Raw genomic sequence first — 18,732 nt, forward strand, 5'->3', positions numbered from 1 at the left:
TAGGCGCAGGACCCCGTCCATTGATCCGCCAGGGGTCGAGGTGACGAGGACAGGACCGAACGGGCGTTTCACAATGTGGTTATCGCGTAAAGGGCGCGTCAAATATTAGGTAAGGTAACGAAGTACTTATCGATCTTGCCGGACTTGTCGCCCGGAGGAGGAACGTTCCGCCTGGCGACTTGAGGAAAGGGCCGCCCGCTGACCGTCCACACGCTCAATGAGCTCCTGCTGGTCTGCTCGCTCGTGCTGCTCGTCGCCGTCGCGGCGGTACGCATCTCTTCACGCAGCGGCCTCCCCAGCCTGCTCATCTACCTCGGCATAGGCATCGCGATAGGCCAGGACGGCATCGGCAACGTCGTCTTCGACAACGCCGAGCTGACCCAGGTCATCGGCTATGCCGCGCTGGTCGTGATCCTCGCCGAGGGCGGTCTGGGCACCAAGTGGAAACAGATCAAGCCGGCCCTACCGGCCGCGATCGTGCTGTCGCTGGTCGGCGTCGCGATCAGCGTCGGCGTCACGGCCGCGGGCGCGCACTACCTGGTCGGGCTGGACTGGCGGCAGGCGCTGCTGATCGGTGCGGTCGTCTCCTCGACCGACGCCGCGGCCGTCTTCTCCGTCCTGCGCAAGGTCCCGCTGCCCTCCCGGGTCACGGGCGTGCTGGAGGCCGAATCGGGCTTCAACGACGCTCCCGTCGTCATCCTGGTCGTCGCCTTCGCGACCGTCGGCCCGGTGGACCCGGGGTTCGTCCTGGTCGCCAAGATCGCCCTTGAGCTGGCGATCGGCGTCGCGATCGGCCTGTCGGTGGGCTTCCTGGGGGCGTACGGCCTGCGACACGTGGCCCTGCCCGCCTCCGGCCTCTACCCGATCGCCGTGATGGCGATCGCCGTGACGGCGTACGCGGCCGGCGCGATGGCGCACGGCTCCGGCTTCCTCGCCGTCTACCTCGCCGCGATGGTGCTCGGGAACGCGAAGCTCCCGCACTGGCCGGCGACCCGGGGGTTCGCGGACGGGCTGGGCTGGATCGCCCAGATCGGCATGTTCGTCCTGCTCGGCCTGCTGGTCACCCCGCACGAGCTGGTGAACGACTTCTGGCCCGCGGTGGTCATCGGCCTGGTGCTGACGATGGTGGCGCGGCCGCTGGAGGTCCTCGTCAGCCTGCTGCCCTTCCGCATCCCGTGGCAGGAGCAGGCCCTGATGTCGTGGGCGGGCCTGCGCGGCGCCGTGCCCATCATCCTGGCCACCATCCCGATGGTGACCGGGATCGAGGGGAGCGACCGGGTCTTCAACATCGTCTTCGTGCTCGTCGTGGTCTACACGCTGGTGCAGGGCCCGACGCTGCCCTGGCTGGCCCGCAAGCTGGAACTCGGCGACACCGACGAGACCGCCGCCGACCTCGGGATCGAGTCGGCGCCGCTGGAGAAGCTGCGCGGGCACCTGCTGTCCTTCGCCATCCCGGCCGCCTCGCGGATGCACGGCGTCGAGGTGAGCGAGCTGCGGCTGCCGCCCGGGGCCTCGGTGACGCTGGTGGTCCGGGACGCGAAGAGCTTCGTACCGCTGCCGTCGACGGTGCTGCGGCGCGGAGACGAGCTGCTGGTGGTGGCCACCGATCCGGTACGGGACGCGGCGGAGGCCCGACTGCGGGCGGTGGCGCGGGGCGGCAAGCTGGCCGGATGGCTCGGGACGGGCTCGAACGGAGCCTGAGCCGGGGCCGTGGCGGGCGCCGCAAGGACTTCAACAGAGCGTTAGAACGTCATTCTAAATCTGTGTTTTCGCGGTGTGCGGCCCGTTTCACCCCGCTTTCCCGTCCCATGGAATGCGAACTTCCAGTTAATCGCAGGTGAAGGCACAACCTGTCGCCGGAATCACAGGACACAAAGCCGGTCTGCCTGTACGATAAAGGCACACCACATCGAACCAACTCTGCCTGACGCAGAGCTGGCGCGACCGCAAAGCGGCCGTGGCACCCTCCCGCAGTGGGCGCCCAGGTATCACTCGGTTCTGCGCAAGAGGACAGCTCTCGGGGCTCCCACATGTACGGGTGCGGTCGCTCACGAGGCGGCACACCGTCCGCAGACGGGGACGCTCTACCAGGCAGCGGAAAGGCCAGGCCGTGACATCCGCGGTCACGACCGACAACTCCGCCCGCCCCGGCTACGGGCAGCTGCTGCGCACGCCCGGCGCCCTCGGCTTCGTTCTCCCGGGATTCGCCGCCCGGCTCCCCTTCGGCATGCTGACCATCAGCATCCTGCTGCTCGTGCAGCACACCACCGGTTCCTACGGCAGCGCCGGCATCGTCGCCGCCGTCACCGGCGTCTCGATGGCGCTGTCCGCCCCGGTGATGGGCAAGCTCACCGACCGCCGCGGCCAGAGCGCCGTCCTGGCCCCCGTCGTCCTCATGCACTCCGCCGCCGTCAGCACCCTCGCGGCACTCGCCCTGCTGGGCGCCCCCGTGTGGGCCCTGGCGCTGGCCGCCGTCCCCGCCGGCGCCTCCGTCCCGCAGGTCGGGCCGATGGTCCGGGCCCGCTGGGCCGCCCGGCTGGAAGGCTCCCCGCTGCTGCCGACGGCCGCCGCGTTCGAGTCCGTCACCGACGAGTTCACCTTCGTCGTCGGCCCGGTCCTGGCGACCGCCCTGTGCACCGGCGTCCACCCGGCCGCCGGTCTGATCACCGAGGCTGCTCTGACGCTCGCCGGCGGCCTGGTCTTCGCCGCCCAGCGCGCCACCCAGCCCAAGGTGCACGCCGCCCCGGCCGGCGGCGAGAAGCACGCCTCCGCACTGTCCTTCCCCGGCCTGCGCGTCCTGATCGTGGCCTTCCTCGGCATCGGCGCCGTCTTCGGCGGCATGCAGGTGTCGCTGGCGGCCTTCTCCAACGAGATCGGCAACCCGGGCGCCAACGGCCTCCTCTACGGCATCTTCGCGGCCGGCAACATGACCGCGGGCATCGCCTGCGGCGCCATCGCCTGGAAGATCGGCCCGCGCCGCCGGCTGCTCCTCGGCTACACCGGCCTCACCGTGGCCGCCTCGGTCCTGTGGACCGCGCACTCGATGGTCCTGCTGGGCGCCCTCGGCCTGGTCGTCGGCCTGTGCATCGCCCCGGCCCTGATCACCGGCTACACGATGATCGAGTCACTGATCCCGGCCAACGCCCGGACCGAGGCCTTCACCTGGCTGACCGGCGCGGTCGCCTTCGGTCAGGCCACCGCCGTGACCCTGGCCGGCCGTCTGACGGACGCGCACGGGTCCTCGTACGGCTTCCTGGTGCCCATGGCGGGCACCGTGCTGGCGCTGGCCACCCTGCTCGCGCTGCGGGCGAAGCTGGCCCCGAAGGCACCGAGCCGGATCATCAACTCGTCGGCGCCGACGGCGACGGCCGCACGGGCGAACGAGCGTGGTGTCGGTCACCGCGTGCCGGTGACGGTGGACTGATCGGCCGGAATACGTCACCATGGAACGTCGTTAGCACTCATTGAGTCAGAGTGCCAGGAGGAAATTCGTGCCGACCTACCAGTACCAGTGCACCGAGTGCGGTGAGGGCCTTGAGGCCGTGCAGAAGTTCACCGATGACGCACTGACCGAGTGCCCGAACTGCCACGGACGCCTGAAGAAGGTGTTCTCCGCGGTCGGCATCGTCTTCAAGGGATCCGGTTTCTACCGGAACGACAGTCGCGGCGCTTCGTCGAGCAGCACCCCTGCCTCGAAGCCGTCCACGCCCGCCGCCCCGGCAGCCCCCGCCGCTTCGTCGACGTCCTCGTCGTCGAGCAGCAGCTCCACCTCGGCTGCCTGATCGCGGATCCCCGATCTCTGAGCCCGTCCGTTCTTCGCAAGGCCCCGTCGCCCCTTCCGGGCGGCGGGGCCTTGTGCATGCCCGGTTAGGGTGGCGCCATGGCTAACGCAGAGATCGGTGTCATCGGCGGTTCGGGCTTCTACTCCTTCCTGGAGGACGTCTCCGAGGTCCGGGTGGACACCCCGTACGGACCCCCGAGCGACTCCCTCTTCCTCGGCGAACTGGCCGGGCGCCAGGTGGCCTTCCTTCCCCGCCACGGCCGCAGCCACAAGGTCCCGCCCCACAAGATCAACTACCGGGCCAACCTGTGGGCGCTGCGCTCCCTGGGCGTGCGCCAGGTGCTCGGCCCGTGCGCGGTCGGCGGGCTGCGCGCCGAGTACGGTCCGGGCACGCTGCTCGTTCCCGACCAGCTGGTCGACCGCACGAAGTCCCGGGCGCAGACCTTCTTCGACGGGGAGCCGCTGCCCGACGGGACCGTCCCGAACGTCGTGCACACCACGTTCGCCGACCCGTACTGCCCGGTGGGCCGCTCGGTGGCCGTGACCGCGGCGCGGGGCCGCGCGTGGGAGCCGGTGGACGGCGGCACGATGGTCGTGGTCGAGGGCCCGCGCTTCTCGACCCGCGCGGAATCGAAGTGGCACGCGGCGATGGGCTGGTCGGTCGTCGGCATGACGGGCCACCCGGAGGCGGTCCTCGCCCGCGAGCTGGGGCTCTGCTACACGTCGATGGCGCTCGTGACCGACCTGGACGCGGGCGCGGAGACGGGCGAGGGCGTGTCCCACACGGAGGTCCTGAAGGTGTTCGGCGAGAACGTCGGGCGCCTGCGCGAGGTCCTCTTCGACGCGGTGGCGGCCCTCCCGCCCACGGAATCCCGCGCGTGCCTGTGCACCCACGCCCACGACGGCTGGGACCTGGGCATAGACCTCCCGTAACCGCGGGAATCCGTGCGGGGCCGTCACATTTCTGCGGGCTGTCCGGTCTCGGCTGGTGAAGGACCACCGAGACCGACCGTTCGATCCAGGAGGCGACCGCCATGTCGCGCATCTCGCTCAGCCCGCCCCGCACCCTCCTCATGCGCATCGGCGCACGGTACTCGCGCCGCCGGTACGGCAAGGTGCTCGACCCCGGCCGGGCGTACGGACACAACGGGCGCGTGCTGTTCGCGTACGTCCGCCTCGAACGGCGTGCGGCGAAGTGGAACGCCCTCGACGCCGGGCTCAAGCACCTGGCGGTGATGGCCGCCGCGGCCCGGATCAACTGCTCGTGGTGCATGGACTTCGGCTACTGGGAGGGGCTGGAACGGGGACTGTCCGCGCAGAAGATCGAGCGGGTGCCGCGTTGGCGGGAGCACCGCGAGGCCTTCTCTGAGCTGGAGCTGCTGGTCATGGAGTACGCCGAGGCCATGACGGAGACCGAGCCGGTGGTCACGGACGAACTGGCCGCGGATCTGATCGCGCGCCTCGGGGAGGCGGCGTTCGTCGAACTCACCGCGATGGTCGCCCTGGAGAACTTGCGCTCGCGGGCCAACCGGGCCTTCGGGCTGACCAGCCAAGGGTTCTCGGAGGCCTGCGAGATCCCGACCCGGCAGTGAACCTGACAATGGCGGGGTGATCAACGACAACGGGACGATCGTCGCCCTCGACTTCACGAGCCGCCGGGACGCCGAGGCGCTGGTCGCGCGGCTCGGGAACGCCTGCAGCCACTACAAAATCGGGCTGGAGCTCCTCACCGCCGCCGGGCCCGCACTGGTCGAGGACCTCGTCGGGCGCGGGCACGAGGTCTTCCTCGACCTGAAGCTCTTCGAGATCCCGAATTCCGTGGCCGGCGCGGTGCGCGCCGCGGGCGCCCTGGGCGCGTCCATGGTGACCGTGCACGCCATGGGCGGTACGGGGATCATAGCCGCGGCGGTGGACGCGGCCCGGGAGTTCCCGGGCCTGCGGGTGCTCGCGCTGACGGTGGTCACGAGCATGACCGGGAGCGACCTCGCCGACATCGGCATGGGCGGCGGCACGACCACCGACGAGCAGGTGTTGCGGCTGGCCCGGCTGGCGGTGGGTGCCGGTTGCGACGGGGTCATCGCCTCGCCGCGCGAGGCGGGCGCGCTACGGGGCGTGCTGGGGCCACGACCGCTGATCGTGACGCCGGGCGTGACCCTGCCGGGCGGGAGCGCGGGCGAGCACGGCTCCCGGGCCGCAACGTCGCAGGCCGCCTTCGCGGCCGGGGCCTCGCACGTGGTGGTGGGCCGGTCGGTGACGCGGGCCGCCGACCCGGTGGCCGCGCTGCGGCGCGTACGGGCCGGCGGGTAGCGGCCCGCCGCTCACCCGCCCGCGACCCGCAGCAGGAGCTTGCCGGTGGTGGCTCGGCCGGCCAGCAGTCGGTGGGCCTCGGCCGCCCGGTCGAGCGGGAACTCGGCCGTGACCGGCAGCTCGACCTCGCCGCGGGCGGCGAAGCCGAACGATTCGGCGGCGAGAGCGCGCAGCGCCTCGGGGTCGTCCTGGGCGAGGGCGAGGATGGAGAAGCCTCCGACGGAGAGCCCGCGCGGGTTCAGCTCGGGCTGCCCGATTTGCCAGGGGGCGGCTCCGCCCGCGTTGCCGAAGGCGACGAGGCGGCCGAAGCGCGCGAGGGAATCCAGGCTGCGGCGGAAGGTGTCGCCGCCGACGGGGTCGAGGGCGAGGTCGACGCCGCGGCCGCCGGTGGCCCGGCGCACGTCCTCGGTGAACCCGTCGCCGACGAACACCTCGTCGTAGCCGTGCTTGAGGGCTTCCCCGGCCTTCTCCGGGCGGGAGACGACCCCGTAGACGGCGCTCGCCCCGGCGAGGCGGGCGAGCTGGCCGGCGACGGTGCCGACGCCGCCCGCCGCGCTCTGGACGAGTACGGTCTCCCCGGCGCGCAGTCGGCCGACTTGGTGCACGAGCCCCTGGGCCGTGGGCAGGACGGTCGGGAGGGTGGCGGCGGTGCGCAGGGAGATGCCTTCGGGAAGCGCGAAGACGGTGGCGGCGGGGGCGACGGCGACCTCCGCGTAGCCGCCGTGCGAGGTGAGGGCGGCGACTTCCTGGCCGGGGCGCAGGCCTTCGACGCCGGGGCCCACGGCCCGGATCCGGCCGGAGACCTCCAGGCCGGGGCGGAAGGGCAGGGCCGGGACCCGGTAGCCGTCGGCCCGGGCCAGGACGTCGGCGAAGTTGACTCCGGCGTAGGCGACGTCGACGCTCACCTCGCCCCGGCCGGGCTCGGGCACGGGGACCTGGGCGACGTGGAGGACCGCGGGTCCGCCGAACTCCTGGAACTCGATTGCGTGCACGGCTGGTACCCCCGGCTAGACTGTTCAATGAAATACGAACACTGCGGACCACGAATGTACGGTTTCCATCGAACATTTCGCAAGGCCGCACCGGGACAGGGGGAACCGCGATGGGACACCGGGCCGAACCCGAGCACACCCACCCCGACGAGGTGCCCGTCCAGGCCGCCCTCGCCGCGCTCGCCGACCCGGTGCGGCTGCGGCTCGTACGGGAGCTCGCGGGTGCGGCCGACTGGGAGCGCGCCTGCGGCACCTTCGACGTGCCGGTCGGCAAGGCCGCCCTCAGCCACCACTTCGCGGTACTGCGCGCGGCCGGGCTGCTGGAGCAGCGCGACCAGGGGCGGGGGCGCGTCAACCGGCTGCGGCGCACGGAGTTCGACACGCGCTTCCCGGGGCTGCTGGCCCTGGTCCTGCGCGAGGAGAACACCGGGGCCTGACGGCTGCTCACCCGTGTGGGTGGCGGCGATGTCCACAGGCTGGGGATCGTCCACAGGCGCGAGCGGGATTTCGCGGGGCGGCAGATCGTGAGGGGTGTCCGGGCGCTGGGTCCGGGCACCGGAAACTCGACCCGCTGGTGGTGTCCGTCATGTCCAAGACCATGCCCGAGGCCATGTCCAAGACCATGCCCAAGAGCGCGTGCGCCCCCGCCCCTTCCGCCCCCTCCCCCGCCTTCCCTCCCTCCACGTGTCCCCCCGCGCGCCCGGTACCGCCCTTTCCTCCGCTTCGCGTGGGCCGGGGCGCGGACCGCCTGCGCCGTGCCGTGCGGCGTCGGCGGCGAGCCGCGTCGGCCGGCCTGGCCGTCGTGGCGGCCGCACTGGCAGTCGTGGGCGGCACGGAGGCACAGGCTTCGCGGGGTGCGCCGCCGCCGGAGGTGAAACCGCCGCCCGCGGCGGTGCGGTGGGTATCGGCGCCGGTACGCATCGCGGACGCGGCGACGGTGCGGCTGCTACGGCCCGGGGACCGGGTGGACGTGGTCGCGGCGGAGCGGACCGGGCCGCCGCGGGTGGTGGCCGCGGGCGCGCGGGTGGTCGAAGTGCCCGCTCCGGAGAAGGGGGTCGGGGACGGTGGGGCGCTGGTGGTCCTGTCGGTCCCCCGGGACACCGCGCGGGCCCTCGTCGGGGCCGGCACCGTGGCGCGACTGGCGGTGACGTTGTGCTGAATCGGACGGGCGTGCAGTCAAGTCGCCACAAGACGGGCACCGATTGGACACGCCGGGCCCGGACTGCCGTAGCTTTCGGAACCGTTGGCTCCATGTTCGGCGGATTCGAAGAGAGGCTCAGTGGTGAGCGAGAAGAAGAAGGAGAGCGTCCTGGCGGGCTTCAAGGCCTTCCTGATGCGCGGCAACGTGGTCGACCTGGCGGTGGCGGTCGTCATCGGCGCCGCGTTCACGAACATCGTGAACTCGGTGGTGAAGGGGATCATCAGCCCCCTGGTGGGCGCCGTCGGCACGAAGAGCCTGGACGGCTACACGTCCTGCCTGAAGGGTCCCTGCGGCATCGATGCGAAGGGGGATGCCATCGGCGTGAACATCCTCTGGGGATCGGTGCTGAACGCCGCGCTGACCTTCCTGATCACCGCCGCAGTCGTCTACTTCCTGATGGTGCTGCCGATGGCGAAGTACCTCGCCAGGATGGAGCAGCGCCGCCGGGCCAGGGAGGGCGTCCAGGAAACCATGGAGATCACCGAGCTGGTGGTCCTCAAGGAGATCCGGGACGAGCTGGTCGCCCAGCGCGCCCACAGCACCCAGAACGGTCAGCACGGCCAGACCGGCTACGGGAACCAGGGCAGCCACGGCGGCCAGGGCAGTCAGGGCGGTTACTCCGGACACCCGGGCTCGGGGTACTAGCAGGTCAGATGTGGTGCGGCGGCTTCTCGTCGAGGAAGCGGGCCAGGTCGGCGGCGCTCCCCCCGGCGGGCGGCCGCTCGCCCCACCCGCGGTCGGTGTCGTCCGAGGACTGCTGGTCGAGCGGGTCGTCGAAGACGAGCCGCGGCCTGGGCCCCGCGGCGGGCGCCGCCTCGGGCCGGGAGTCGGGCTGCGAGGACTGCGGGTCGGAGGCGGGGGCGGTGCTCATGCCTCCAGGGTACGGCCGCCCCCGGCCCCGCCCGGGGGCAGCTGGGGGCCTCGGCGCCCTGGCGGGCGTAGAACCACCAGCACACGGTCAGGCAGGTGGTGTAGAAGCCGATGAACAGCCACAACGCGCTCGTGACGGCCATGGCTGCGAACATCGCGGGAATGAAGAAGAAGCCGTAGGCGGCGATGGCGGAGGAGAAGCCGGTGACGGCACCCGCCTCCATCTCCGACTGCTTCATCGCCGCGGCCTGCGCCTCGGCGCCCCGCCCCTCGGGGTTGTGCTTGCGCTTGAAGATGATCTTCTGCTGGCTGAAGGGGGCCGCGGCCACCCTGAGGTCGTTCATCAGGAACCAGGCGAGCAGCGCCATGATCACCAGCAGCGGCACCCAGAGGAACGCGCCGTTCTGGAGCCAGATGTCGCTGTTCCCCTTCGCGTCGTGCTGCGGGCCGCCCGCCGGCGCCCCCAGCACGGCGGTGGTGACCACCAACGGGGCGACCAGCTGCACCACGCTCACGCCGAGGTTGCCGAGGCCGCCGTTGAGGCCGTTGACGCTGCCCTTCTCCCGCTTGGGGATGGCGGTCAGCCAGAACAGTTGGGACTTCGAGAAGCCGAAGCCCACGTCGTTCAGCTTGACCACGGTGACCGACCAGACCTGCCAGACCACGAAGCCCAGCATCAGCGCCGGGATGGAGACCCAGAGGTTGCGCTGGGCGACCGCACGGCCGGTGAACTGCCAGAAGTCCTCGTCCTCGGGCCGCCATTCGCCGATGGTGGCCCCGGGCTCATAGGTCTCCCGGTGGTGCGGGCGGACAGCGGACCGGGTGGGCGTGGGGAGGGACACGGTCATCGGTCCTTCGGGTCGAGGAGCCACAGTCCCAGCACGACGAGGAAGGACAGGACCAGGAACCCCGCTCCCCACCAGGCCGGACCGCTATTGCCCTTCATCCACTCGTTGACGGTCACCGTGAGCGCCCACAGCTGGCCGATCACGACGGTGAGGGCCAGCGCCAGACGGGCGTTGAGCTTCGAGGACCGCTCGGGCTCGTGCTCGGTGCCGGCGCCCGGGCCGGGGCCCGTGCGCCGGATCCGCGGGTCGCCGTAACCGCTGGTGGGACGGATCTGCGGATATCGCTCCTGCACCGGCCGGTTCAGCCGGGGCTGTTCACTGCCCGGGTGGTAGTCCGGGCGCGGAGGCAGCGGGCCGTCACTCATGTCCGCCTGCTCTCGGTGGAGCGGTCCACGCCGAGACAGCCGAACCCGCGGGCCATCTCGGGGCGGGACTTCGCGAACTGCCGGCACAGGGCTTCCCTCGCCGGCTCTCCCGACCGGGCGGTCGCGACGGCCCAGACGCTGCCGTCGCTCTCCTCGGTGAGGAAGATCCTGGGCAGCGGGCGCGGCGGCGGGCCCGCGGTCACCTCGCCGGTGCGGGCGTCGAAGACGCCTTCGTGGCAGGGGCAGTACAGCTCCCCGTCGGCGCCCCGGTCCGCGCGCCACAGCACGGCGCATGCCAGGTGGGTGCAGACGGCGGAGTAGCCGACGAGGGAGTTGTCCGCCAGCCGGACCGCCAGGGCCCGGTCCTCGTCCCCGGGGAAGCGGAAGGCCACGGACTCGCCCGGCGCTAGGTGGTCGGTGACCTTCTTGGTCCGGGGCAGGGCCTCGCTGTCGCCGTGCCGGTGCAAGATGCCGGAGGCGACGCCCGCGCCGCCGATGGCGAGGCCGCCGGAGACGGTGGCCACGATCCGCAGGTAGTCGCGGCGGGTGGTGAGGGAGTCTGCGCTGATCCGGTCGCGCAACCGCTCCGCGGCGTCCTCTCCCGCGAGGTCCGGTCCCGCGACCGGCGGGGGCGGTTCGGTGAGGCTCATCGGACATCCACTCCGTTGATCTCGACGACGGGCAGGCCGCCGGGGACGGGCCACTCGACCTTGTCGGCCGGCACGACCATCGCGACGCCGGTACTGACCACCACGTCGCCGAAGGCGAAGGAGTCGGCGACCTGGACGCCGGGGCGCTCGGCCCGGAGCTCTTCGAGGGTTCCGTAGAAGAGGGCTCCGGTCGGGCAGACGGTCGCGCACATCGGGGCCAGGCCGTAGGCGGTGCGGTCGTAGCAGAGGTTGCACTTCATCTGGAGCTTCGCCTGGAGGTCGATCTTCGGGACGCCGAAGGGGCAGGCGTTGACGCAGTTGGCGCAGCCGATGCAGCGGGAGGTGTCGGCCTGCTGGACCACTCCGTCGGCGGTCACCAGGATCGCGTCGGCGGGGCAGACCTCGGCGCAGGGGGCGACCGGGTCCTCGCAGTGCATGCAGACGGTCGGAAGGGAGGCGACGGACGTGCCGGGCTCGGTGTAGTCCAGGTGGATCATCGATTTGCCGCGGTGCGAGTCGCATTCGCGGCAGGCCGAGACGCAGGCCTGGCAGCCGATGCAGCGCCCCGGGTCGATGAAGATCGTGCGGCCCATCATGGCGGGGTCAGCTCCTCTCCGCCGTGCCACGGCCTTGCGGGGACGTGGGCGGCAGGCGGTCGGTGCGCGAGGCCTGGGCCTCCGGATAGGCCTCGTGGCCCGGGGCCATGGGCGGGGCGGGCACCTCGTCGACCTGCTCGGCGGCCTCGATGCGGGCGGCGCAGACCTTGTACTCGGGGATCTTCGAGCGGGGGTCGAGGGCGTCGATGGTCAGGGCGTTCGCGGCCGTCGGGACGGGCCAGTGGTACGGGATGAAGACGGTGTCCGGCCGGATGGCCTCGGTGACCAGCGCCGGGAAGACCTCGCTGCCGCGGCGGGTGACCACCCGGACGGGGTCGCCGTTGCGAAAACCGTGCGCGGGGTGGACCTCCACCCAGGGGCGCGGGGTCTGCTCGACGAGGGCGCCCAGGCGGCGGGTCTGGTTGCCGGAGAGGAAGTGCGCGACGGTGCGGCCGGTGGTGAGGGAGAGCGGGAACTCGTCGGTGTAGGCGTCCATGGGCGGATGCCATTCCACGACCTGTAGGTGGATCTTCCCGTCGGGGTGGCGGGTCCGGCCGTCCTCGAACAGCCGGGGCGTGCCCGGGTGATCGGTGGAGGGGCAGGGCCAGGCGATCCCCCCGGTCTCCTCCAGCCGCTCGTAGGTGATGCCGTAGTAGTCGTTGACGGTGCCGGCGGAGGCGATCCGCAGCTCCTCGAACACCTCGCGGGAGCCGGGGAAATCGAAGTGCGCTCCGGCGCCGAGCCGCCGGGCCAGCTCGCAGATGACCCAGGTGTCGGTGCGCACCCCGGCGGGGGGCTCCTGGGCCTTGTTGTGTTTGACCACGCGGGCTTCGGCGTTGGCCATCACGCCCTCGTCCTCGGCCCAGGTGGTGACGGGGAAGACCACGTGGGCGTTGGCCGCGGTCTCGGAGAGGAAGAAGTCGAACTGGGCATGGAACTCGGCCGTGTCGTAGCCCTCCTTGACCACCGGATAGTTGGGGAGGGAGACGAAGGGGTTGTTGCAGATGCCGATGAGGCCGCGGATCTCCCTGCGCTGCATCTGCCAGACCATCTCCATCATGGAGGTGCCGGCGCCGGGGAGTTCGGACTCCTCGATGCCCCAGATCCGGCAGATCTGCGCCCGGTGCTCGGGGTTGCTGATGGAGCGGCCGCCGGGCAGGAGGTCGGACTTCTGGCCGTGTTCGCGGCCGCCCTGGCCGTTGCCCTGCCCGGTGATGGTGCCGTAGCCGGCGCCGGGCTTGCCGATGTTGCCGGTGGCGACGCACAGGTTGATGACCGAGAGGCAGTTCTCGACGCCCTGGGAGTGGTGTTCGATGCCGCGGGCGTGCCAGGCCATGGCCTTGCCCGCGCCGGCGAAGGCACGGGCGACCTGGACGATCTGCTCGGCCGGGACTCCGCAGGTCTCGGCGGAGCGGGCGGGCGGGTACTGGGCGACGGTCGCCTTGACCTCGTCCCAGCCGGTGGTGTGGGCGGCGAGGTAGGCCTCGTCGGTCAGGCCCTCGGCGACGACCACGTGCAGGACGGCGTTGAAGAAGGCGGAGTCGGTGCCGGGCTTGATCGCAACGTGGATGTCGGCGGTGCGGGCGATGGCCGTCTCGCGCGGGTCCACCACGATCAGGATGGCGCCCCGGTCCCGGGCGCCCCACAGGTACTGGGTCATCACGGGGAAGCACTCCCCCACGTTCGACCCTGCGATGAGCAGGCAGTCCGTGAGGAGGATGTCGGAGAAGGGGTTGCCGGCCCGGTCGATGCCGAAGGCGAGTTTGTTGGCGCCGGCAGCGCTCACCATGCACAAGCGGCCGTTGTAGTCGACGTGCTTCGTCTTCAGGGCGACCCGGGCGAATTTGCCGACCAGGTACGTCTTCTCGGAGAACAGGCTGGCGCCTCCGAGCAGTCCGAACGCGTCGTTCCCGTACGCGCCCTGGATGCGGCGGATCTCGGAGACGGTGAAGTCCAGGGCCTCGTCCCAGGAGCACTCCCGGAACTCCTCGTCCCGGGAGCGGCGCATCAGCGGACTCGTGAGCCGGTCGGGGTGGTTGACCTGCTGGTAAGCGTTGATGCCCTTGGGGCACAGCCGCATCCGGTTGATGTCGTGGTTGCGGGGCTCCACGCCGAAGACCTTGCCCCTGTGGTCCACCCGCAGGTACATGCCGCACTGCACCCCGCAGAAACAGCAGTGGGTGGGGACGAGGGTCTCGCCGTTCTGGTCGGCGTGCCACCGGTCGGCCGGGATGCCGCCCGCGTCGCGGAAGTTGCGCGTGCCGGGCGGGGCGATCGACGGGTCGAGGGGCAGTGGGTCCGTCTTGGCGGGGTCCGTCTCGGCGGGGTCCGTCGCGGTCACTTGAAGCCCTTCTTGACGTGCGCGAGGTAGGCGTTGCCGCGCAGCACCCGCTTGCAGCGCGGGCAGTACTCGACGAAGGCGTTGAAGTCGAGCTTCAGGTCCTGCATGGTGGCGCGCAGGTTCTCCACGTACGGGGCCGTGTCGACGGGTTCGCCGCAGCGTCTGCAGGCGAAGACCTGCTCGTCCTGGCGGGCCGTGTACTTGAACAGCTGCATGCCGACGGCGGCGGGCCGCTGGACGATGTGGAAGAACTTCCCGAACGGGATGTAGATGAGGGTGAACACCACCGACACCATGTGCAGCAGTGCCAGGAACTCGTAGCCGCCGCCGTGCAGGAAGATCGACGAGAACGTCAGCAGCAGCCCGGTCACCGAGATCACGATCAGGCAGATCAGCGGCAGCAGGTCGTAGGCGAAGCGCTGTCCGGTGATGGCGCCGCGGTCCTTCATCCGCCGCCACAGGAAGTACGAGGCCCCGGGGATGACGAGCGCGGCGGCGATGTCCAGGCCGTGGAACATCAGCCAGCCCACGGTGTTCAGCGCGTTGAAGCCGAGGACCTTGAAGCCCCAGATCCGCATCTCGTACCCGGGTCCGGAGCCGCTGCCCGAGGTGAAGGTGAACCAGCCCCAGGTCAGCGGGAAGGTGATGGCCGCCGCCAGCAGGCAGCCCCAGAAGATCAGCTGGTGGGCGGCCCAGCGGGAGCGCGAGCGCGCCCCGAGGAACTTCTGGAACCCGAGGTAGGTGGCGATCATCCGCGGCAGGGCGGTGGGGGCCTTGCGGAAGTTGGCGGCGGAGAAGAAGCTGCCGAAGCCCTTCGTGAACAGGCGCCGGGCGCCGGGTGCGGAGACCCACACCGTGTACCGGTAGGCCACGCCGAAGGCCAGGAAGACGGTGGCGACGGCGTACGGCAGAAGCGCGGAATCGAAGTCGCGCAGGAGCCGGCTGCCGAGCACGATCGCGGCGATGAGCAGGAGCGAGACGACCGTCCCGGCGAGCGTGGCCCGTGCGGTGACGGACGGCCCGACGGGCGGGAGGGTTCCGGCCGTCGGCGGTCCGGCCGGACGCGCGGGCACGGACGGGGGCGGGGGCGGCTCCGCGGCAAGGACTTCTGGGGGCTCGGACACAGCACCACGCTAGGCGTTCTGCACAGGTTGGGCCCGTTATGTCGTATCCGCGTGTGGACCAGACGGGCGAGCCTCCGTCGACTCACCCAGCACACCCAACACACCCGGCTCACGTGGGCTCACACGGCCGTCAGCCCCTGCGCCTCGAAGACCGCCTTCGCCCGAGCCACCTGCTGCGCCGTGTGCGCGGGGGTGTCGTGCAGCGTGAACGGCATGCCGAGGTCGGCCGGGCGGTGGGCGAAGTCCAGCGTCGGCTCCAGCGGCCGCCCGGTCACCTTCCGGTACGTCTGCCGGTCCCAGGACTTGACGTCCAGGGCACCAGGTCCGCATCACGCAGCAGCGCGTCGGTGGCCCGTGCGCCGAGGAAGCCGGAGGTGTCCAGGGCGGTGAGCAGTCGCAGCTCGCGCTCCATCCGGTGCAGCAGTTCGCCCGCGAAGGCGGGCGTGTCGGTGTTGTGGCGGTACAGGCAGGTCAGCGGGCAGCCGGAGAGAAAGGTGACGAAGCGGGTTCCGGGTCCGTCGACGCCGGTCGACAGGTCCCGGGAGTGCACCGAGCCCTCGCTGGGCCGGCGGGTCGCCACGGCGGCCGGGGTCGAAGGGCCGAACAGGACGGGCACGGCAGGCACCCCTTGAGTTGTGGTCCGTCGTTTCTCGATCTCGGTCGGTGATCCTTGGCGTGCGGTCCGGAGCCGGGTGAGGGCCGGCCCCGGACCGCATGGTCCCGGGGGCTACAGCGAGCCGTGGAAGGCCGTCACTGGCCATGTGGCCGTCGAGGACGCCCGACAGGTTCGCGATCCGCTCCTCGGGGGTGCGGCCCAGGCCGTCGGGGGGCACGGTGCCGGTCAGCGAGATGCCGTCCTCGGCGCCCTCGGCGTCCTCGTACGGCAGCTTCGCGACCGACAGCGCGGAGGTGACGCAGCCGTGGGTGTCGCGGCCGTGGGTGTCGCGGCCGTTCATCGGGTTGGCGCCCTCGGCGCCCCGGTACGTCGGGTGCCGGCGCAGCTTGCGCATGAACTCCTCGACCAGCCGGACCGCGATGTCGTCGACCCGGTCGTCGTGGAGGTCCCTTCGTCCGCGGTGCGCAGGTCAGGGGTTCCGCGGCCCCGCCGGCCGCGCGCCTCGCCTGCCGACCGGCGTACGGCTGCTGTGCTGGCGGTATGACATACGTACCAATGACCTCCCGAAGCCGGGACGAGGACCACCGGGCCTCGACCCCGCTGGAGCTGTTCTTCGACCTCTGCTTCGTCGTGGCGGTGGCGCAGGCCGGCCGGCAGCTGGTCCACGCGCTGGCCGAGGGGCACGTCGGCGACGGCATCACCGGCTACCTCTTCGTGTTCTTCGGCGTGTGGTGGGCCTGGATGAACTTCACCTGGTTCGCCTCCGCCTACGACGTCGACGACGTGCCGTACCGGATCGCGACCCTCGTACAGATCGCCGGTGTGCTCATCTACTCGGCCGGTATCCCGCGCGCCTTCAACGACAACGACTGGACCATCGCCGTCCTCGGCTACGTGGTGATGCGGCTCGCGCTCACGGTGCAGTGGTTGCGCGCCGCCGCCGGGGAGCGGGGCCCGGCCCGGCGGTGCGCGCTCACGTACGCGGCGGGGCTGTTGGTGTGCCAGGCCGGCTGGGTGGCGCTCCTCGCCGCCCCCGAGCACGCCCGCAGATGGCTGTTCCTGGTGCTGGTCATGGCGGAGCTGCTGGTCCCGGTGATCGCCGAGCGCGGCTACCAGACCCAGTGGCATCCGCACCACATCGCCGAGCGGTACGGCCTGTTCACCATCATCGTGCTCGGCGAGTCCATCGCCGCCAGCACGGTCGCGGTCCAGTCGGCGATCGACGAGCACGAGGCGCTGGGCGAGCTGCTGCCGATCGCGGCGGGCGGGCTGCTGCTGGTCTTCGCGGCATGGTGGATCTACTTCGCCGTCCCCGCGCACGACCGGCTGCAGAGCAACCGCGAGGCCATCCCGTGGGGGTACGGGCACTTCGTGATCTTCGCGTCGGCCGCGGCCATCGGGGCCGGCATCGAGGTGGCGATCGAGCAGGCGGTCGGCAAGGCCCACGTCTCGACGCTGTCCGCCAATCTCTCGGTGACCGTGCCGGCGGCGCTGTTCCTGGCCTTCGTGTGGCTGCTGCACTCCCGCCACTTCAAGCACGGTGCGACCCAGCAGCTGGTGCTGCCGTTCTCCGCGCTGGCGATCCTCGCGTGCGCCTGGACCGGCGCGCACGCGGTGCTGTGGGCGGGGTTGGTCGCCGCGGCAAGCGTCGCAGTGGGCGTGACCTTGGTGCACCGGGAGCGTTCTGGTGCGTGAGGACGGCGGGCGGCGACGGCCGCGGCGGCCACGTCGAGCGCGCCGGCGACAGGGAGAAGAAACGATGAAGGTCCCGGTACAGCGGTACGCGGACACGGGCTCGGCGGTGGCGGAGTACGGGGAGCTCGCCGACCCCGCATTCTGGCAGCAGCCCCCGGCGGCGCGGCTGGCGGCATTCGCCCGGCTGCGGGCACTGGACTCCCCGGTCTACGTGCCCGAGGGGAAGGGCCGCGGGCATTGGGCCCTGGTACGGCACGCGGACGTGCAGGAGGCGAGCCGGCTCCCCAAGGTGTTCGCCAGCGCGCCCGGGGTGACCACGCCCGAGCCCGCCCGGTGGGTGCGGGCGCTGTTCGGGGACTCGATGGTCAACCTGGACGGCGCGGACCACGCCCAGCTGCGCAAGATCGTGCAGCGGGCGTTCACGCCGCGGCTGCTGGCGGCGGCCGAGGCGGACATCCACGCGGTGGCCGCCCGGATCGTGGACGACGTACTGGCGGACGAACCCGACGAGTTCGTCTCGGCCGTGTCCTCCCGGCTGCCCCTTGAGGTCATCTGCAACATGATGGGCATCCCCGAGCGCTACCGCGCCGAGATCGCCGACCGGGTCAACCACGCTTCGGAGAACATCGGCGTCGAGCGGGGCCTGGCCTCAAGGCTGCGGATGCCCGGGCGCGGGCTGCGGGCCCTCGCCAGGATGCAGCGGATGGTCGCGGGCATCGGGCGGGAGCGGCGCAAGAACCCCACCGACGACCTGATCTCGGCGCTGGTCTGCGCGAACGTCAACGGGGCGGCGGGCGAACAGGCCCTGGGAGCCCGCCAGCTCGGCGCGTTCTTCTCGCTGCTGATGGTGGCCGGGGTGGAGACCACGCGCAATGCGATCACCCACGGGCTGACCCTGCTGACCGACCACCCCGCACAACGGGACCTGTTGCTCGGCGACTTCGAGGCGCACGCGGACGGAGCGGTGGACGAGATGATCCGCCACTCGACGCCGATCATCCAGTTCCGCCGGACGGTCGCCGCCGAGCACACCCTGGGCGGGCACCTGTTCCGACCCGGCGACAAGGTGGTGCTGTACTACGCCTCCGCCAACCGCGACGAGGCGGTCTTCCCCGACCCGGACGCCTTCGACATCACCCGCTCGCCCAATCCGCACTTGGGCTTCGGCGGTGGCGGTCCGCACTTCTGCCTGGGCGCGCACCTGGCCCGGGTGGAGATGAAGGCCCTGTTCCGCGAGCTGCTGACCCGGCCGGTCGGACTGCGCGCGGTGGGGCTGCCGGACCTGGCGGGCTCGAACTTCGACAACCGGGTCCGCTCGCTGCGCTTCGCCTTCGAGCGCCCGTAAC

General features: G+C 71.6%; 21 protein-coding genes and 1 pseudogene. 12 read left to right on the top strand and 10 right to left on the bottom strand.

Annotated elements, in window-relative coordinates; genetic code table 11:
* Positions 1–198: 198 nt before the first annotated feature.
* The 6 genes from OHA65_RS16190 to pyrF all read left to right on the top strand — a co-directional run bounded on the left by OHA65_RS16190 (position 199) and on the right by pyrF (position 6,088).
* Positions 199–1,701 carry a potassium/proton antiporter gene (locus tag OHA65_RS16190; RefSeq protein WP_327285681.1) on the top strand — a complete coding sequence of 501 codons (1,503 nt, stop codon included), beginning with the start codon at positions 199–201 and terminating at the stop codon, positions 1,699–1,701.
* Positions 1,702–2,110: 409 nt separating this feature from the next.
* Complete coding sequence (locus OHA65_RS16195) at positions 2,111–3,424, top strand: MFS transporter (protein ID WP_327283813.1); 1,314 nt, start codon at positions 2,111–2,113, stop codon at positions 3,422–3,424.
* A gap of 67 nt (positions 3,425–3,491) precedes the next feature.
* Complete coding sequence (locus tag OHA65_RS16200) at positions 3,492–3,782, top strand: FmdB family zinc ribbon protein (RefSeq protein ID WP_054226644.1); 291 nt, start codon at positions 3,492–3,494, stop codon at positions 3,780–3,782.
* Positions 3,783–3,880: 98 nt separating this feature from the next.
* The gene (locus OHA65_RS16205; RefSeq protein ID WP_327283814.1) at positions 3,881–4,714 is read left to right on the top strand and encodes an S-methyl-5'-thioadenosine phosphorylase; all 834 of its coding nucleotides are present in this window, start codon (positions 3,881–3,883) and stop codon (positions 4,712–4,714) included.
* 101 nt (positions 4,715–4,815) lie between these two features.
* Positions 4,816–5,373, top strand: coding sequence for a carboxymuconolactone decarboxylase family protein (locus OHA65_RS16210; RefSeq protein WP_327283815.1), 558 nt, complete (start codon positions 4,816–4,818; stop codon positions 5,371–5,373).
* 16 nt (positions 5,374–5,389) lie between these two features.
* Complete coding sequence (pyrF, locus tag OHA65_RS16215) at positions 5,390–6,088, top strand: orotidine-5'-phosphate decarboxylase (RefSeq protein WP_328763000.1); 699 nt, start codon at positions 5,390–5,392, stop codon at positions 6,086–6,088.
* Between the two features lie 11 nt (positions 6,089–6,099).
* Here the strand turns inward: pyrF and OHA65_RS16220 are convergent, their stop codons facing one another.
* Positions 6,100–7,080 carry a zinc-binding dehydrogenase gene (locus tag OHA65_RS16220; protein WP_328763002.1) on the bottom strand — a complete coding sequence of 327 codons (981 nt, stop codon included), beginning with the start codon at positions 7,078–7,080 and terminating at the stop codon, positions 6,100–6,102.
* Positions 7,081–7,190: 110 nt separating this feature from the next.
* On the opposite strand from OHA65_RS16220, the gene OHA65_RS16225 reads away from it, so the two are divergent.
* From OHA65_RS16225 to OHA65_RS16235, 3 genes are all read left to right on the top strand, one after another.
* Complete coding sequence (locus OHA65_RS16225) at positions 7,191–7,517, top strand: helix-turn-helix domain-containing protein (RefSeq protein WP_328763003.1); 327 nt, start codon at positions 7,191–7,193, stop codon at positions 7,515–7,517.
* Between the two features lie 149 nt (positions 7,518–7,666).
* On the top strand, positions 7,667–8,239 hold the full coding sequence (locus OHA65_RS16230) for a hypothetical protein (protein ID WP_328763005.1): 573 nt from the start codon (positions 7,667–7,669) through the stop codon (positions 8,237–8,239).
* Between the two features lie 174 nt (positions 8,240–8,413).
* Complete coding sequence (locus OHA65_RS16235; RefSeq protein WP_371646853.1) at positions 8,414–8,926, top strand: MscL family protein; 513 nt, start codon at positions 8,414–8,416, stop codon at positions 8,924–8,926.
* A gap of 4 nt (positions 8,927–8,930) precedes the next feature.
* Here the strand turns inward: OHA65_RS16235 and OHA65_RS16240 are convergent, their stop codons facing one another.
* Positions 8,931–9,152 (bottom strand): hypothetical protein, encoded by a 222-nt coding sequence (locus tag OHA65_RS16240; protein WP_327283822.1) that lies wholly within the window; start codon positions 9,150–9,152, stop codon positions 8,931–8,933.
* Positions 9,153–9,355: 203 nt separating this feature from the next.
* Between OHA65_RS16240 and OHA65_RS16245 the strand changes: the two genes are divergently transcribed.
* The gene (locus OHA65_RS16245) at positions 9,356–9,940 is read left to right on the top strand and encodes a hypothetical protein (protein WP_328763008.1); all 585 of its coding nucleotides are present in this window, start codon (positions 9,356–9,358) and stop codon (positions 9,938–9,940) included.
* Between the two features lie 55 nt (positions 9,941–9,995).
* On the opposite strand, the gene OHA65_RS16250 is transcribed toward OHA65_RS16245, so the two are convergent.
* The 8 genes and pseudogenes from OHA65_RS16250 to OHA65_RS16285 all read right to left on the bottom strand — a co-directional run.
* Positions 9,996–10,364, bottom strand: coding sequence for a hypothetical protein (locus tag OHA65_RS16250; protein ID WP_328763010.1), 369 nt, complete (start codon positions 10,362–10,364; stop codon positions 9,996–9,998).
* A complete protein-coding gene (locus OHA65_RS16255; RefSeq protein ID WP_327283825.1) occupies positions 10,361–11,014 on the bottom strand; it encodes a Rieske (2Fe-2S) protein in 654 nt (217 codons plus the stop codon). Before OHA65_RS16255 ends, OHA65_RS16250 begins: the two co-directional genes overlap by 4 nt.
* A complete protein-coding gene (locus tag OHA65_RS16260; protein WP_327283826.1) occupies positions 11,011–11,610 on the bottom strand; it encodes a 4Fe-4S dicluster domain-containing protein in 600 nt (199 codons plus the stop codon). The genes OHA65_RS16255 and OHA65_RS16260 overlap by 4 nt, the downstream gene beginning before the upstream one ends.
* A gap of 7 nt (positions 11,611–11,617) precedes the next feature.
* Entirely contained in the window at positions 11,618–13,951 is a 2,334-nt protein-coding gene (locus OHA65_RS16265; protein WP_405762047.1) for a molybdopterin oxidoreductase family protein, read from the bottom strand.
* The gene (locus OHA65_RS16270; protein ID WP_405762049.1) at positions 13,948–15,075 is read right to left on the bottom strand and encodes an MFS transporter; all 1,128 of its coding nucleotides are present in this window, start codon (positions 15,073–15,075) and stop codon (positions 13,948–13,950) included. The genes OHA65_RS16265 and OHA65_RS16270 overlap by 4 nt, the downstream gene beginning before the upstream one ends.
* Before the next feature lie 119 nt (positions 15,076–15,194).
* The gene (locus OHA65_RS16275) at positions 15,195–15,350 is read right to left on the bottom strand and encodes a hypothetical protein (protein WP_405762051.1); all 156 of its coding nucleotides are present in this window, start codon (positions 15,348–15,350) and stop codon (positions 15,195–15,197) included.
* On the bottom strand, positions 15,347–15,691 hold the full coding sequence (locus OHA65_RS16280; protein ID WP_405762052.1) for a 4Fe-4S cluster-binding domain-containing protein: 345 nt from the start codon (positions 15,689–15,691) through the stop codon (positions 15,347–15,349). Before OHA65_RS16280 ends, OHA65_RS16275 begins: the two co-directional genes overlap by 4 nt.
* A 130-nt stretch (positions 15,692–15,821) precedes the next feature.
* Positions 15,822–16,133, bottom strand: a pseudogene (locus OHA65_RS16285) (glycine radical domain-containing protein); the annotation flags it as partial.
* A gap of 98 nt (positions 16,134–16,231) precedes the next feature.
* Here OHA65_RS16285 and OHA65_RS16290 point away from each other — a divergent pair.
* Positions 16,232–17,386 carry a low temperature requirement protein A gene (locus OHA65_RS16290; protein WP_329313728.1) on the top strand — a complete coding sequence of 385 codons (1,155 nt, stop codon included), beginning with the start codon at positions 16,232–16,234 and terminating at the stop codon, positions 17,384–17,386.
* A 64-nt stretch (positions 17,387–17,450) separates the two neighbouring features.
* A complete protein-coding gene (locus OHA65_RS16295) occupies positions 17,451–18,731 on the top strand; it encodes a cytochrome P450 (protein ID WP_405762054.1) in 1,281 nt (426 codons plus the stop codon).
* Position 18,732 lies beyond the last annotated feature (1 nt).

It is taken from the genome of Streptomyces sp. NBC_00045 (assembly GCF_045041095.1).
Lineage (GTDB): Bacteria > Actinomycetota > Actinomycetes > Streptomycetales > Streptomycetaceae > Streptomyces.